The following is a 14181-nucleotide window of genomic DNA, read 5'->3' as shown; positions in this document are numbered from 1 at the left end:
CGCCTGCGCTCGGCCGCTCGGGAGGGACAGTGCTCGCTTCCACAGGAAGTGCGGCGATCTGTGGCCGTGTACCCCTTCGCCCGCAGCAATACCCGGGGAAGGGCGGTGGCCGATCTTGTCTCCCTCGAAGAGCGCCGCGCCCGGCAGGTGGCGCGACGTCAGCTGTGGTTGCTTCGGGAGGGGCTGGTGCCGGACATGGAGATCGAGCCCGGGCGGCACAGGCGCAGTGCCCGCTGGTTCGCGTAGACCACAGTTGACTGGCGACAAACAGACCGGGGTCGGCAGCCGAAGACCGACCAGGGCGGCGGCATCGAGGCTGCGGCCCTGTTCTTTCTCGAATGGTCGGGCAAGTAGAGGGTGGGCGCCGACGGCGAGTGGTATGTCGAGGTCACCGACTACATCTCTGCTGTCCCGGGCGACAAGTTTGTACGTGATCCTGCGCGCTGTTGAACTGCCTCAACTTGGCCTCGAAGTCCGTGCACACGTCCCGCATGATCTCTTCGTAGCTGGTCAGCATGGCATCGGTGAAGGCGCGGCGCCGGTACTTCGTGACGAAACCAAGTGGATGTACAGGTTGTAGACGACGTGACGACGAGTGCGCACATCGGGATTTGGATTCCATCGTGGTGATATAAACCAAGCTGCTGGGATGGCCGTCGTGCAGCTTCGGTACGGCTTCCGCCTGTACCCGAGCGCCGGTCAGCGCGCTTCGCTGGCAAGGGCCTTCGGGTGTGCGCGAGTGGTCTTCAACGACGCGCTTCGTGTACGTGAGGACACCCGGGCCGCCGGTCTGCCGTTCGTCACGTCGGCCGAGCTGTCCAAGCGGCTGACGGCCTCGAAGAAGACTCCCGAGCGTGCCTGGCTCGGTGAGGTGTCGTCGGTGATCCTGCAACAGTCGCTGCGGGACCTGGACACCGCATATCGGAATTTCTTCGATGGCATCAAGGGCAAGCGGCCGAAGACGGGGCCACCCCGGTTCAAGTCCCGTAGGGATAAACAGGCAGGCGATCCGCGTCACCGCCAATGCCGGGTGGAGCATCACCGGCGGCAGGAAGCTGCGCCTGCCGAAGATCGGTGAGGTTCGGGTGAAGTGGTCGCGGTCGCTGCCGTCAGCGCCGTCCACGGTCACCGTGGTCAAGGACGCCGCCGGGCGGTACTTCGCGTCGTTCGTGGTCGAGACCGATCCCGCCGCCGACCTTGAGCGGATGCCTCGGGCTGACACCACGGTGGGCATCGACCTGGGCCTCACCCACTTCGCCGTACTCTCGGACGGTCGGAAGATCGACAGCCCGAAGTTCCTGCGCCGCGCGGAGAAGAAGCTGAAGCGTGCGCAGCAGGCTCTGAGTCGCAAGGCGAAGGGGTCGAAGAACCGGGACAAGGCCCGTGTTAAGGTCGCTCGCGCTCATGGCCGGGTGGCCGATGCGCGGCGCGAGTTCCACCATCGGCTCTCCACCGAGTTGATCCGCGAGAACCAAGCGGTCGCCGTGGAAGACCTGGCGGTCAAGGGACTTGCCCGCACTCGCATGGCCAAGTCCGTGCACGACGCTGGATGGTCGGCGTTCGTCGCCATGCTGGAATACAAGGCCGCCCGGTACGGGCGGGCCTTTCACCGTATAGGCCGCTTCGAACCGACCTCGCAGGTCTGCTCGAATTGCGGCGTCAAGGACGGCCCCAAGCCCCTCGGCGTCCGCGTATGGACGTGCGGGGCCTGCGGGACCGTCCTCGATCGGGACATCAACGCGGCGGTCAACGTCGCCAGGGCCGCTGGACTGGCGGTGTCAGCCTGTGGAGCGCAGGTAAGACCGGAGCGTGTTCCGGCACAGCGTGGTGAAGCAGGAACCCACCCGAAGTCTCGCTCGACAACGGCGAGTCAGACGGGAATCGCCTTCCACTAGGCGGGCGAGGATGTCAAGCGGACAAGAACTGGGGTGGCAGGAGGCTGCAGTTCAACCTCTTCCACGAGGACAAGCCGGTGTACTTCGCCGACTACGGGTTCCGCGACCAGACCAGTAGCTGGGTCAACACCGCCCGCGGCCTGGAGGTGATCGTGGACAATGACCCGGGCGACGGCCAGTGGCAGATGCTCTGGAAGGAGCCGCCGGAGTCCCTGTCCGCGTCGGTCGGCTTCGACAACGCGGCCGACCGTTTCTGGGCGGTTCGTCAGTAGCCCTACCGGGCACCGGCCGAGGCGGGAGGGGAGATCGTGCCCGCGGTGACCGGCTCCGGCGTGACCGTGATGTAGGTCGGGGCCGGAGCGGTCTCCCGGGCACGGGCCGTGTACCAGCCGGCGCCGAACGCGAGGATTCCGATCAGGAGGCCTGCGAGGGCCATGGTGACGTACTGCTGCTTCATGACCCCAAGGGTAGAGCGCTCGTGGTCAACTCCCGTGCCGCCACGGCACGATGGGCCCCTCTCGCGTCAACTACGCTTGACGAGAGAGGGGCCCATCATTCCGCAGGAGCCGCCGCCGGGGAGGAAGGCCACTGCCCGAAGCGCGTGACCGGGTGATCCGGCGAACCTACGCGGTCAGCGCCGCCGCCGTCTCCGGGGCCGCTTCGCGGTCGCCCGGAGTCCACGCGCTCCGGAACTCCCCGATGGTGGCCCGGAGTACGGCTATCAGCGCCAGTAGCATCAGCGCGCCGTGGGCCGGCATCGACAGGTACGGCGACACGCTGGGGGCGATGAACTTGAGGTAACTGCCGAAGGACGACAGCTGGACCAGGACCGGCACGTACCAGAGCCGCCGGGGCAGTTGGAAGGCGATGATCACGCTGATCACGTCCGCCACGTAGAAGTAGCGCTCGTGCATGGACGGCAGCAGGAACGGCACCGCGATCGCGAAGACGGCGGCCAGCAGCAGGAGCCCCGTGTCGGTGAGCTTGGCCCGTCCCTCCCGTACTGTCGGTCCGTTCTTCAGGGCCGCCGCCCCGCCGGCGCGGCGGATGGCCCAGACCGCCAGCCCGATCAGCACCAGCACCAGCGCGCCCGCGACCAGCACACCTGCGTGCCGTACGGGGTCCTGCTCCTCGTACGGCACCGAGACGAACTGGTAGACCGACGGCGCGTTGAGCGTGAGGTCCTTGTACGTGTCCGGCTGCCGGGCGTACACCGTCAGCAGCTGCCACGGGTCGGAGCCGAGCAGGACGGCGGGGATGTCGAGCGCCACGTACACCGCCGGAAGGGCCAGCAGGCTTCGCCACGGGATCCGTCGCGCCAGCACCAGGACGAGCAGGAGCGGGAACAGGAAGATCGCCTGGAGCTTGAACGCCAGCGCGATCCCGAAGAACGAGCAGGCCCACCAGGGCCGGTCGCGCAGGATGTGGTAGACGCCGCCGACCAGGAAGGTTGTGAAGATCGCGTCGGCCTGGCCCCACCAGCCGCTGTTGGTCACGACCGTGGGGAGGAAGAGGACGATCACCGCCGCGCCGAGGGCCCGCCAGGGCTGCTGCGGCGACCGCAGGGAGACGATGCGGAACGTGTAGTACGCCAGCGCCAGGTCGAACAGGATCGAGATGCACTTGATCCCCGTCAGCGCGGCCACCGGAAGGTAGGTGAGCGCGGCCATCAGGTACAGGTAGGGGACGTTGTAGTCCGAGAAACCGGTGCCGCTGAGAGCGTGGAACCCGCCGTTGTTCGCGATGTACTGGTACCAGGGCCCGAGGAAGTAGTAGAAGTCCGTCGACTCGTTGTCCAGCATCAGGATGCGGACCGAGAGCGCGGCCATCACCGCCGCCATCGCGGCCAGAATCAGGACCGTCGGGTCGGCCGTGCTCTGACGCGGCTCCTCGGCGGTTATCTCGGACATCGGTCTCCATTCGGGTCGGCGGTGCGGTGGGCCGGCCGGGGTGCGTGTCATGGGTCGGACGGCGAGGCCGGTACCGCGCCCTCCGCGGGGGAGCCCCGTCCGCAGGGCGGCAGCCGGACCCGAAAGCCCTCCGTGCCCCACCCCTCGATCCGCCCCCGTGGCCCGTTCCCGTGATCCGTTCCCGCGGGCCGGCCCCGACGGTGGCATCCGGCAGGTGGCGCGCGAACGGGCGGATCCGCCCCCGGCCGATCATAGGCGCCCGTGTCCACCGGCACTCTGCTGGCCCCGGACCGTCAGGGCACGGAGAAGGGCGGACCCGGGCGGCACGGACGACGCCAGCCCCGGGGGCAACCGCAGGGGTGGGGCAGGCGCGGAGCCGGACGGGATCGACGTGGCTGCCGGGGCTACGCGCGGGTCATCCGTGCGCATCAGGGGCGGCCGAGGGCGCGGAAGGTCCAGCCGGCCGCGCGCCAGCGAGCGGCGTCGAGGGTGCCGCGGGCGTCGATGACCTGGGGGACGGCGATGTGCCGGGCGAGGTCGATCGGGTCGGCGTCGGAGTACTGGGGCCAGTCGGTCAGGTGCAGCAGCAGTTCGGCGCCGGTGACGGCCTGGGTGGGGTCGTCGGCGTAGCCGAGCCGGGGGTAGGCCCTGCGGGCGTTGTCCACGGCGGCGGGGTCGTGGACGGTGACCTCGGCGCCGGCCCGCCGGAGGGCGTCGGCGACGGCCAGGGCCGGGGAGTCGCGGATGTCGTCGGTGTGGGCCTTGAACGCGGCGCCCCAGACCGCGATCCGCTTGCCGGTCACGGCGTTGCCGAGGGCTTCGCGGGCGAGGTCGACGGTGTGCTCGCGCCGGCGCCGGTTGATCGCCGCGACCTGGCGGAGCAGGCCGGTGTCGGCGCCGAGCTCTTCGGCACGGTAGGTGAACCCGGCCAGGTCCTTGGGCAGGCAGCCGCCGCCGAACCCGAGGCCGGGCCGCATGCCCTCGGCGCCGATCCGGTGGTCGTAGCCCAGGGCGAGGACGATCTGCCGGACGTCGGCGCCGGTCAGCTCACAGAGCTCGGCCATCGCGTTGATGAAGGAGATCTTGGTGGCGAGGAAGGCGTTCGCGGCGCCCTTGATCAGCTCGGCCGTCGCGATGCCTGTGACGATCAGCGGGGCGCCGGCGGCCAGGATGTCGGCGTAGACCCGCCGGAAGGCGGCTTCGCTGCCGGTGTCGCCGTCCTCGACGCCGAGCACGATCCGGTTCGGCTCCAGGGTGTCCAGGAGGGCGAACGACTCGCGCAGGAACTCCGGCGACCAGGCCAGGCCGACGCTCACCCCGGCGCGGAGGTGCTCGTCCAGGGTCTGCCGCAGTTCCGTGACCGTGCCGACCGGGACGGTCGATTTGCCGATGATCACCGCGCCGTCGCCGAGCCGGGGGGCCAGGCACCGCACGGCGGTGTGGAGGTGGGTGAGGTCGTAGGCGCCGCTGCCGTCCCGCTGCGGGGTGCCGACGCCCAGGAAGTGGACGCCGGCGAAGTCGGCGGCCTCCGCGTAGGAGGCGGTGAAACGGAGCCGCCCGGTGGCGGTGTGCTTGGCGAGCAGGTCGTCCAGGCCGCGCTCGACGAACGGGGCCTGGCCCTTGTTCAGCGCGTCGACCTTGTCGGTGTCGGTGTCCATGCCGAGGACCTGGTGGCCGAGCTCGGCCATCGCGGCGGCGTGGGTCGCGCCGAGGTAGCCGCAGCCGATCACGGTGAGCTTCACGAACGTGTCCTTTCGAAGGGGCGGGCGGTGTCGGCGCCGGCCGGTCCTGCGATTCCGCACATCCGGTTGTCACCCGTGAGCGTGAATCGGTGGTGGCCCTGCCGGGAGGAGGTTTCCCCAGGCCCCCGGCGGAGGCCCGGAACACCAGGCAACCGCCTGGCAGCCGGTGCGGGCAGGGCTCGCAAGGGGGCTCACAAATCGTGCATCCGATTCACCATGAGCAACGAATGTCCTACCCTCGGTGATCCGGCCTCGGGTGCCGGGCCTGCGACTTCTCGTGGCCGGTCGCGTACGACTCCCCGCGCCCGCGCGGGGACCGATCGAGGGGGCGCCGTGGCGTCGACCACCCGCCGGACCAGGCCGCCGAACGACGCGCTGGCCCGGATGATCGACAAGTGCGAGGGCGCCAGCCGCAAATCGCTGGCCCACCGGGTGAACCAGCTCGCCCACGAAGCCGGGCTGACCACGACCTATACGCACACGTCCGTTGCGAACTGGACGACGCGCGGCATGGTGCCGGACTGGCCCGTGCCGAAGCTGCTGGCCCGGGCGATCGGGGAGCGGCTCGGCCGGCCCGTGGGACTCGGCGAGATCGGTATGGCCGATGCCGGGACACCGGACGCCGCGATGGGGTGGGATTTCCCGAGGGACCCCGCCGAGGCCGTGCGTACGGCCACTTCGTTCTGGAGCAGCGTGAACCGCCGAGACTTCCTCACCGGTGCGGGCTTCGCCGTCTCCGCGTTCACCACCCCGGTCACCCGCTGGCTGGTCACCCCCGCCGACGACACCGCCGCCCACCGCGGCCGCGGCCGGGTCGGCGCCGCCGACCTCGCCGAACTGCGGGACGCCGCCGACGATGCCCGGCGCTGGGACTCCAGGTACGGCGGCGGGAACTGGAAGGCCGACTCCGTCACCGCCTGCCTCCGGGAACGCGCCGTCCCGCTCCTGAACGGCTCCTTCAGCGACGAGGTCGGACGGCAACTGTTCTCCGCGACGGCCGAGTTGTCCCGCCTGGCGGGCTGGACGGCCTTCGACGCCGGCCGACACGACGTCGCTCAACGGCACTTCATCCAGGCCCTCCGCCTGGCCCGGGCCGGCGGCGACGTCCAGCTCGGCTGCTATGTCCTGACCACGATGGCCATGCAGACCCTGCTGAGGGGATTCGCGAGCGAGGCCATCGACATGGCCCAGGGCGCCTTCGAGCGGGCCAGGGGCCGGGCAGCCCCCAGGGTGCTCGCGTTCACCAAGCTCATCGAGGCCCGAGCCCACGCCCGGGACGACGACGCCCGGGCCGCCTCCGCCGCGCTCGCCGCCTCCGAGAGCCTGCTCGACCAGGCCCACGACGGCGCGGAGGAGCCGGCGTGGATCGACTTCTACCACCACGCCCGGCTCTCGGCCGACGCCGCCGAGATCTTCCGCGACCTGAAGAACCCCGGGGCCGCCCTCGCGTGGAACGCGCAGGCGGCCGCCATGCCGCCCGGGGTGTTCACCCGCTCGGTCGGGATGCGGCTGGCCATCGTCGGCACCGCCCACCTCCAGAGCAAGCACCTGGACCAGGGCCTCGCGCTCGGCCACCAGGCCGTCGACATCCTCGCCCGCGTCCAGTCCAGCCGGGCCAAGGACTACGTCCGCGAGTTCAACACCGCGCTCACCCCTTGGCGTCGCGAGCCGCAGGTCGTCGGGTTCCTCCAGCGGACCGGCAGGGAGCTCGGCGTCGCCGTATAGGGCGAGAGGCGGCGCGGCCGGGTCAGGTGCCCGGGTGGGAGGCTGCCCAGCCGTGTTCGAGCAGGGCGAAGGCCTCGTCGGCGGCTCGGCGCGGTTCGGGGTGCCGCAGGATGAGGCCGCGGGCCTCAAGGGCGAAACGGGCGAGGGCGGCGCAGCTGACGTCGTCCTCGGGGGCGGCGACGGCCTCGGCGATGGTTCGTGCCAGGGCGGTTTCGTGGCGCGTCCACATGCGGTGGGCGTAGTCGCGCAGCGCGGGGGTCTCCTGCACCATGCGCGTGAAGTCGGCGAACCGCGGGTCCGCGGTGTGGACGGCGAACTGGGTCTGCGCCAGCAGGAGGTGCTCGCGCAGTGCCTGCGGGATGGACGTGCCGGGGGTGCGGTCGCGGACGGCGGCGACGAGTGCTGCTTCGATGTCGTCCTCCTGGTCGAAGACCAGGGCTTCCTTGCCGGAGAAGTGCTTGAACAGGGTGGTCACCGAGACGTCGGCGGCCTCGGCGACGTCCTTGACACCGACCTGGTCGTAGCCGTGTTCGAGGAAGAGGTCGAGTGCGGCGTCGGCCAGGGACTGGCGGGTCTGGGCCTTCTTGCGCTCGCGGCGCCCGGTCGGTTCGGTCACGTGCCCACCATACCGGCGAAGTGCATCCGCTGCAAAAGTTTAGTCATTGCGCTTATTTAGCGAGTGTGCTTTCTTGGTGATGTCAGGCCTCCCAGCGGCCCACCCACCTCCCCGAGGGGTACTCCCATGAACTCTGCCCGCGATCCCCGCCGTCTCCGCCGTCCCCGCGATCCCCGCATCGCGATCGTCGGCGCCGGCCTCGGCGGCCTCACCTGCGCCCGGGTCCTGCAGCAGCACGGCCGCTCCGTCACCGTCTTCGAGCGCGAGGCATCCGCCGACGCCCGCCCGCAGGGCGGCACCCTCGACCTGCACGCCGACACCGGCCAGGCCGCCCTGCGGGCGGCGGGGCTCCTCGACCGGTTCCACGCCCTCGCCCGCCCCGAAGGAGATGCGTGGCGCGTGCTCGACTTCGCCACCGCCGCGCTCCTGACGCAGCAGGGGCCTTCCGCCGACGGTGGCCGGCCGGAGATCGACCGCGGTCAACTGCGCGGCCTGCTCCTGGACTCGATCGCCGAGGGCACGGTGCGATGGGACCGCGCCGTCAGCGGGGTCACCCCGCTGACGGACGGCACCTGCCGGCTGCGCTTCGGTGACGGTACCGTCGAGGACTTCGACCTGGTGGTCGGTGCCGACGGCGCCTGGTCGCGCGTCCGCCCGGCCCTGTCGTCCGCCGTACCCTGCTACACCGGTGTCACCTTCGTCGAGACCGGATTCGACCACTGCGACACCCGCCACCCCGACCTCGCGCGGCTGGTCGGCAACGGTTCGATGCTGGTGAAGGGCGCCGGCAGGTCCCTGGTCGCCCAGCGCAACAGCAACGGCCACATCCGCGCCTACATCGCGCTGCGCGTGCCGGAGGACTGGCACACGGCCGCCGGTGTCGACCTCGGCGACCGGCGGGCCGTGCGGACGCACCTGCTGAGGATGTTCGACGGCTGGGACGAGAGCCTGCGCTACGTCCTGCGCAACAGCGACAGCGGGTTCGTCAGCCGGCCCCTGTTCGTCCTGCCCGCCCCGCACACCTGGCAGCACGTTCCCGGCGTCACGCTGCTCGGCGACGCCGCGCACCTGATGCCCCCGGTCGGACTGGGCGCCAATCTCGCCATGCTCGACGGTTCCGACCTCGCCCACGCCCTCGCCGCCGAACCCGGCGTCGACGACGCCGTCCGCGCCTACGAGAGCATCATGCTGCCGCGCTCGATCGAGGCCGCGACGGGCAGCGCCCAGGGGCTCGACCACCTCGTTCCCTCGACGGCCCCCTGAACCGACTCCACTCGGGCTCTGACTGTCTTCGCTCAGGGACCTGATGTTCGGGTACTCGCGGCTGGAGTCGTCCAGGGCGGGTCGAGCGACTGTCGGCTTCCACGGGCTGTCCGGGCTGTCCGGCCCCTTTGGTCGCTTTGGTCGCTGCGTATTTACGCAGGTCAGGGCGGCGACAGGGACTGAAGCGACTGAGGCCGGGGATTGGGTGCACGTTGTCGCCCGGCGCGGAGAGTCCACCGTGGGCGCGGTTTGAACGTGGTGTCAGGCAACGGGTCGTCCGTCGCTGAACAGCTGTCCGGTGGGCCCGTCGGCGCCGAGGGTGGCGGCTCGGACGATGTCGCGGGCGCTTTCGGCGGCCGGGCGGTCGGTTGCGTCGTCGCCGCGTTCGGGGTGGGTGGCGGTGTTGCCGGGGTCGACGGCGTTGACGAGGATCGGGGTGTGCGCCAGGTCCCGGGCGAGCACCGTGGTCAGGGCGTTGAGCATGTACTTGGCCATCGAGTAGGCCGGGGCGCGCAGCGACGCGCCGAGGTCGAGGCCGGTCGCGATCTGCTGGGCGGACAGGCTTGAGACGTTCACGATCCTGGCTGCGGGCGCGGCGGTCAGCAGAGGCAGCATCGCCTGGGTCAGGGCCCACGGGCCGATCACGGTGACTTCCAGTGCGGTGCGCACCGCATCCATGTCGGCTTCCATCGCGGACAGGACCTGGAAGTCGGGCATGGCGCTGGCGTTGTTGACCAGGACGTCGAGGTGGCCGAAGGCCTGGGTGAGGTGGTCGGCGGCTTCGCGCATGCTGACGGGGTCGGACAGGTCCAGGTGCAGGGCGGTGGCCGCGTGCCCGTCCCGGCGCAGTCGGGCGGCCAACGGTTCTGCCGTGGAGTGGTCGCGGGCGGTGAGGATGACGTGGTAGCCCTGTTCGGCGAGCTCGCGGGCGACGGCGAAGCCGAGTCCGGCCGGGCGGCTGGTCCCGGTGACGAGTGCGGTCCTGATGGCCATGGCGGGTGTTCCCCTTTCAGGTGGCTTGAACAGTTGCTCGCCTGAGCTTGGACCGCGACGCCGGAGCTGTCACCGGGCACCTGTATGTTGATCACCCGCCGACCCCGTCGGTGTCCCGTCCCGGGGTGTCGACGTGCGGGTCCGGCCTGGGGTGGTGACCGCTTCGCGGAAATCGGGTCGCTGGCGTCGGGGGATCAGGAGATCCTTTGGCGTCGAGGCTGAAAAGCCGCTCATCATTTCAAGTGCTTGAAGGATTTTGCATGACCGTTCCTGCCCCGCCCGACAGCCCGCAGTCCGCCGAGGAGCCGGCCGACACCAACGCATGGGCGGCACCGAGCCCGGGTCAGGGTGGCGGCGAGGCTCCGGGTCAGGGCGAGGCCACGGCGCCTGCCCCTACCGCTGCCCCTACCCCCGCCCCTGCCGCGCCCCCTGTCGCGGCTCCGAACGTCCCGTACTGGCCGCCGTACGCGTACCCGATGCCGGCGCCGCAGCCCCGCAACGGCCTGGGCACCGCGGCCATGGTGCTCGGGATCGTCGGTGGCGTCCTCAGCCTGGCCGTCATCTTCTTCTGGCTGTCCTGGCTGCCGGCCCTGCTCGCCGTGGTCTTCGGCGCCATCGGGCTGGGCTACGTCCGCAAGGGCCTGGCGACCAACCGGGCGATGGCGCTCGCGGGCGTGATCCTGGGCATCACCGGCCTGCTGGTCTCGGCCGGCGCCGGGGTGTTCGTCGTGACGCGGGTGCAGGCGGCCAACGAGGAGCGGCGGGCGGATGAGAACGCCGCTCGCGCCCGTGCCGATGCCGCGACCCGGGCCGCCAACGAGCGGGTGGCGAAGGAGCGGGAGCGGATCGAGGCCGAGCGGAAGAGGGTCGAGGCCGAGCAGGAGACGGCGGCCGCGGACGAGCGGGCCCGGCGCCTGTCGTTCGGTCAGTCCTACACGTACGGGGACGGGCTGAAGGTCACGATGGCCGCGCCGACGCCGTACGTTCCGAGCGACAGCGTGTCGGGGACGCCCAAGAACGCCAAGATCATCCAGGTGCGGATCACCGTCGTCAACACCGGGTCGGAGGAGGTCTCGCTCACCGGTTCGGGGCTGCCCACCATCAGGGACGCCAAGGGCAACCTCGTCTTCACGCTGATCGACGGAAGCGGACGGATGAAGATCCTCAAGGGCTCGCTGGCCCCGGGCGAGGAGGCCACCGGTCTGACGGCGTACGCCCTGCCGGGCAGCGCGGCCGACCGGTTCTCCGCCCAGTTCGACTACGGTCTCGGGCGGCTGCGCAAGGACGTCATCTGGTCCGGTTCTCCGAGCTGACGCGGGGCCGCTCCCACCGGAGACCAGGGTGGGGCGAGGCCTCTGGCCCGGATCGTCCGAGGCCGGGACGCGGCAGGTGCCGCGCCCCGGCTGGGTGTCGAGGGAGCCTCAGAGGTTGAAGCGCATGATCATTCGACTTCCCGGGAGGCTGCTGATGGTCCCGCTGTCGCAGTCCGTGATGTCGGCCCCCGGGTAGAGGGTGCCGGTGACGGTGGCGCCGGGCAGGACGGTGCTGCCGAGGGTCACCGTGCCATTCAGGCTGTTGGCGATCTGGTTCTTCGAGGGGTCGCCCTCGACGCGTTGCATGCCCGAGGTGTTGATGGTGGAGGTGCCGGCCGGGTTGCCGTTCGCGTCGACCCAGTCGACGACGATGGTGCCGGTGAGCTGGCCGACCTGCTTGCAGGAGAGGGTCGCCGACCCGGTGACGGAGACCGATCCGGCGGACAGGGCGGGGCCGCCGTTCTTCGTCAGGCACCTGTCGATGGCGCCGTTGTTCATGGACAGGTCGACCGCAGCGGGGGTGTCCGTGATCGGCTGGGTGCTGTTGACCGTACCCTCCGCGGAGCACATGAGCCGGAGCAGGGGGTTGGCCCGGGTTTCGGCGACCCCGTTGGCCCCGTCGGTCACGACCGGCGTGTCGGCGGCCGAGGCGGGGGCGGGATGCTGGAGGAGCACGGCCGAGGTGGCGGCCACCGCGGCCAGGGCGAGCGGGACGGCGGCCAGGCGCCACCGGTGGGGCCTGGACGACGCTGCTTCCCGCGTCGGCACGGGGTCGGAGTCCCAGGAGTGCGAAGGCATGGTGTTCCTGTTCTGTGAAGTCGGGCGGCTGAGGGGGTCAGAGGAGGCTGGAGAACTGGGCGTCGTGCTTCGCGGTGAGGCTGCTCAGGCCGTTGGAGCAGTGGCTGATGTCGCTGGTGGGCTCGAAGGTGGCGAGGACGCCGGCGAGCGGTAGGACCTTGCTGCCGAGGGACACCGTGCCGTCGCTCGAGTTGAGGATGTCCCCGCGCGCGGGGTCGCCTTCGACGTCCTGTGCGCCGTTGGTGGTCACGGTGGAGGTTCCGACGACGCTGCCGGTCTGGTTCAGTTTGCTGTACCAGGTGATGGTCTCGGTGCCGCTGAACGTACTGGGGGAGGAACACGAGAGCGTGCCGGTGCCGGCGAAGGTCAACGTCGCCGACAGGACGTCCGTGGGCCCGCCGTTCTCGGCGAAGCACTCGTCGAACGTGCCGACCCAGGAGAGGGACACGGTTGCGGGGGTGTTCGTGATCGGCGCGCTGCTGCTGCCGACGGCCTGCCCGGAGCAGGTGAGCTTGGTCAGGAGCGTGTCGCGGTGGCCGGCGGACTCGCTGGCGGCGGCCGGGGTGGGGGCGGCCTGCTGGAAGAGCAGGCCGGCACCGGCGGCCGTGGCGACCAGGGCGAGCGGGACGGTGGCGAGCCGCCAGCGCCGGACCGAGGGGCGCCTGGTGCGCGGTCCGGACGGTGCGCCCTGGGCAGTGGGCTGATCGCCCATAATGTCCTCCTTTGTTTAGGTGCGAACTACTGCTGTCAGAATCACCACCAGTGGGGCTCCGTGCGATCCGAGCGGGGCTGGATTCGCCTTTACGGTGCGATATTGATCCGACTGTCGCAGTGCACGATCGAACTCCTCCCGGGTTGTCTTTTTGCTACTGAAGATCGTGAACAATCTTTACTATCGGGCAGTCGGGGGATACCGGCGCGTGCTTGCCGGGTCTTCCCCCGGCCTCGGGTTACGTTCTGCGGCAGACCTTTTCAGCGCTGGCCCGTCGGGCCGCCCGACGGACAAGGGGAGAACCCCATGCTGCCCGGTCGACCCCTCCTGCCCGGCTTTCCGGGCAGGGAGCACTGGTGGCGCGAGGAGGAATCCGGATTGCACTACGTCGACCACGGATCCGGCGACGTCGTGCTCATGCTGCACGGAAACCCGACGTGGGGATATCTGTGGCGGCGTCTGATCACCGCGCTGACCGGGGATTTCCGCTGCATCGTGCCGGACCAGTTGGGCATGGGGCTCTCCCAGCGCAGGACCGGTGCCGGTCCGATTCCGCTCGCGGAGCGGCTGGAGCACCTCGACGCGCTGGCGGCCCACCTGATCGAGCAGCGTCGGGCGCCGTCGGCGGGCTGGACCCTGGCGGTACACGACTGGGGAGGGCCGATCGGCCTGGCCTGGGCGAGGCGGCACCCCGGGTTGGTCGCGAAGCTGGTCGTGCTGAACAGCGTGGGTTTCCGCTGGCCCGAGGGGTACCGGCTGCCGCGCTCGCTGGCCCTGCTGCGCGACGTCCGGCCGCTCGGCGAGGCGGCGCACCTGCTGAACGTCTTCCCCCGGGCGGCGCTGCGGGCCGGGGTGGTCCGGCCGCTGCCCGCCGAAGTCCGCTCCGCCTACCTGCGGCCGTACCGCAGCGCGTGGCAGCGCCGCGCGGTGCGGGACTTCCTGCGGCAGATCCCGCGCAGCGGCGCGGACCCCGCCTGGTCCCTGGTCGATCCCGGTGGCGACAGCGCCGACCTCGCCGGGCTGCCGGTGTTCATCGGCTGGGGCCTGCGCGACCCGGTGTTCACCCCGCTCGTCCTGGGGGAGTGGCGGCGCAGGCTCCCGCACGCCGAGGTGCACGCCTTCGCCGACGCGGGCCACTTCGTCCTGGAGGACGCCGGCGATTCCCTGACCGGGCCGCTCCGGCGCTTCCTGTCCACGCGATGACGAACCATCAC

13 protein-coding genes and 1 pseudogene are annotated in these 14181 nt (G+C 70.8%); 6 read left to right on the top strand and 8 right to left on the bottom strand.

The window, feature by feature from the left end; all coding sequences use genetic code 11:
- Positions 1 to 388: 388 nt before the first annotated feature.
- On the bottom strand, positions 389 to 517 hold the full coding sequence (locus ACFVHI_RS01520; RefSeq protein ID WP_380334910.1) for a hypothetical protein: 129 nt from the start codon (positions 515 to 517) through the stop codon (positions 389 to 391).
- 141 nt (positions 518 to 658) lie between these two features.
- Here ACFVHI_RS01520 and ACFVHI_RS01515 point away from each other — a divergent pair.
- Both ACFVHI_RS01515 and ACFVHI_RS01510 read left to right on the top strand, forming a co-directional pair.
- A pseudogene (locus ACFVHI_RS01515) lies at positions 659 to 1895 on the top strand (RNA-guided endonuclease InsQ/TnpB family protein).
- Between the two features lie 77 nt (positions 1896 to 1972).
- Entirely contained in the window at positions 1973 to 2167 is a 195-nt protein-coding gene (locus ACFVHI_RS01510; RefSeq protein WP_063352046.1) for a hypothetical protein, read from the top strand.
- A gap of 2 nt (positions 2168 to 2169) precedes the next feature.
- On the opposite strand, the gene ACFVHI_RS01505 is transcribed toward ACFVHI_RS01510, so the two are convergent.
- From ACFVHI_RS01505 to ACFVHI_RS01495, 3 genes are all read right to left on the bottom strand, one after another.
- Positions 2170 to 2352, bottom strand: a complete 183-nt coding sequence (locus ACFVHI_RS01505; protein ID WP_063352045.1) for a hypothetical protein — start codon at positions 2350 to 2352, stop codon at positions 2170 to 2172.
- Positions 2353 to 2518: 166 nt separating this feature from the next.
- A complete protein-coding gene (locus ACFVHI_RS01500; RefSeq protein ID WP_380334595.1) occupies positions 2519 to 3805 on the bottom strand; it encodes a glycosyltransferase 87 family protein in 1287 nt (428 codons plus the stop codon).
- Between the two features lie 428 nt (positions 3806 to 4233).
- Positions 4234 to 5547 (bottom strand): UDP-glucose dehydrogenase family protein, encoded by a 1314-nt coding sequence (locus ACFVHI_RS01495; RefSeq protein WP_380334592.1) that lies wholly within the window; start codon positions 5545 to 5547, stop codon positions 4234 to 4236.
- A 333-nt stretch (positions 5548 to 5880) separates the two neighbouring features.
- On the opposite strand from ACFVHI_RS01495, the gene ACFVHI_RS01490 reads away from it, so the two are divergent.
- Positions 5881 to 7272, top strand: a complete 1392-nt coding sequence (locus ACFVHI_RS01490) for a sporulation protein (RefSeq protein ID WP_380334589.1) — start codon at positions 5881 to 5883, stop codon at positions 7270 to 7272.
- Between the two features lie 22 nt (positions 7273 to 7294).
- On the opposite strand, the gene ACFVHI_RS01485 is transcribed toward ACFVHI_RS01490, so the two are convergent.
- On the bottom strand, positions 7295 to 7888 hold the full coding sequence (locus tag ACFVHI_RS01485) for a TetR/AcrR family transcriptional regulator (protein ID WP_380334586.1): 594 nt from the start codon (positions 7886 to 7888) through the stop codon (positions 7295 to 7297).
- 126 nt (positions 7889 to 8014) lie between these two features.
- On the opposite strand from ACFVHI_RS01485, the gene ACFVHI_RS01480 reads away from it, so the two are divergent.
- Complete coding sequence (locus ACFVHI_RS01480; protein ID WP_380334583.1) at positions 8015 to 9151, top strand: FAD-dependent oxidoreductase; 1137 nt, start codon at positions 8015 to 8017, stop codon at positions 9149 to 9151.
- A 261-nt stretch (positions 9152 to 9412) separates the two neighbouring features.
- Here the strand turns inward: ACFVHI_RS01480 and ACFVHI_RS01475 are convergent, their stop codons facing one another.
- Positions 9413 to 10144, bottom strand: a complete 732-nt coding sequence (locus ACFVHI_RS01475; protein ID WP_380334580.1) for an SDR family NAD(P)-dependent oxidoreductase — start codon at positions 10142 to 10144, stop codon at positions 9413 to 9415.
- A gap of 260 nt (positions 10145 to 10404) precedes the next feature.
- Here ACFVHI_RS01475 and ACFVHI_RS01470 point away from each other — a divergent pair, with 260 nt between their 5' ends.
- Complete coding sequence (locus ACFVHI_RS01470) at positions 10405 to 11457, top strand: DUF4190 domain-containing protein (RefSeq protein WP_380334577.1); 1053 nt, start codon at positions 10405 to 10407, stop codon at positions 11455 to 11457.
- 108 nt (positions 11458 to 11565) lie between these two features.
- On the opposite strand, the gene ACFVHI_RS01465 is transcribed toward ACFVHI_RS01470, so the two are convergent.
- Positions 11566 to 12255: a hypothetical protein gene (locus ACFVHI_RS01465; protein ID WP_380334574.1), complete on the bottom strand. Its 690-nt coding sequence runs from the start codon at positions 12253 to 12255 to the stop codon at positions 11566 to 11568.
- A 37-nt stretch (positions 12256 to 12292) separates the two neighbouring features.
- On the bottom strand, positions 12293 to 12967 hold the full coding sequence (locus tag ACFVHI_RS01460) for a hypothetical protein (protein ID WP_380334572.1): 675 nt from the start codon (positions 12965 to 12967) through the stop codon (positions 12293 to 12295).
- Positions 12968 to 13273: 306 nt separating this feature from the next.
- Between ACFVHI_RS01460 and ACFVHI_RS01455 the strand changes: the two genes are divergently transcribed.
- On the top strand, positions 13274 to 14170 hold the full coding sequence (locus tag ACFVHI_RS01455; RefSeq protein ID WP_380334569.1) for an alpha/beta fold hydrolase: 897 nt from the start codon (positions 13274 to 13276) through the stop codon (positions 14168 to 14170).
- Positions 14171 to 14181 lie beyond the last annotated feature (11 nt).

Origin of the sequence: Kitasatospora sp. NPDC127121, assembly GCF_042677305.1 — a bacterium.
Taxonomy (GTDB): Bacteria; Actinomycetota; Actinomycetes; order Streptomycetales; family Streptomycetaceae; genus Kitasatospora.
This window is presented reverse-complemented; position numbering and strand designations above follow the sequence as displayed.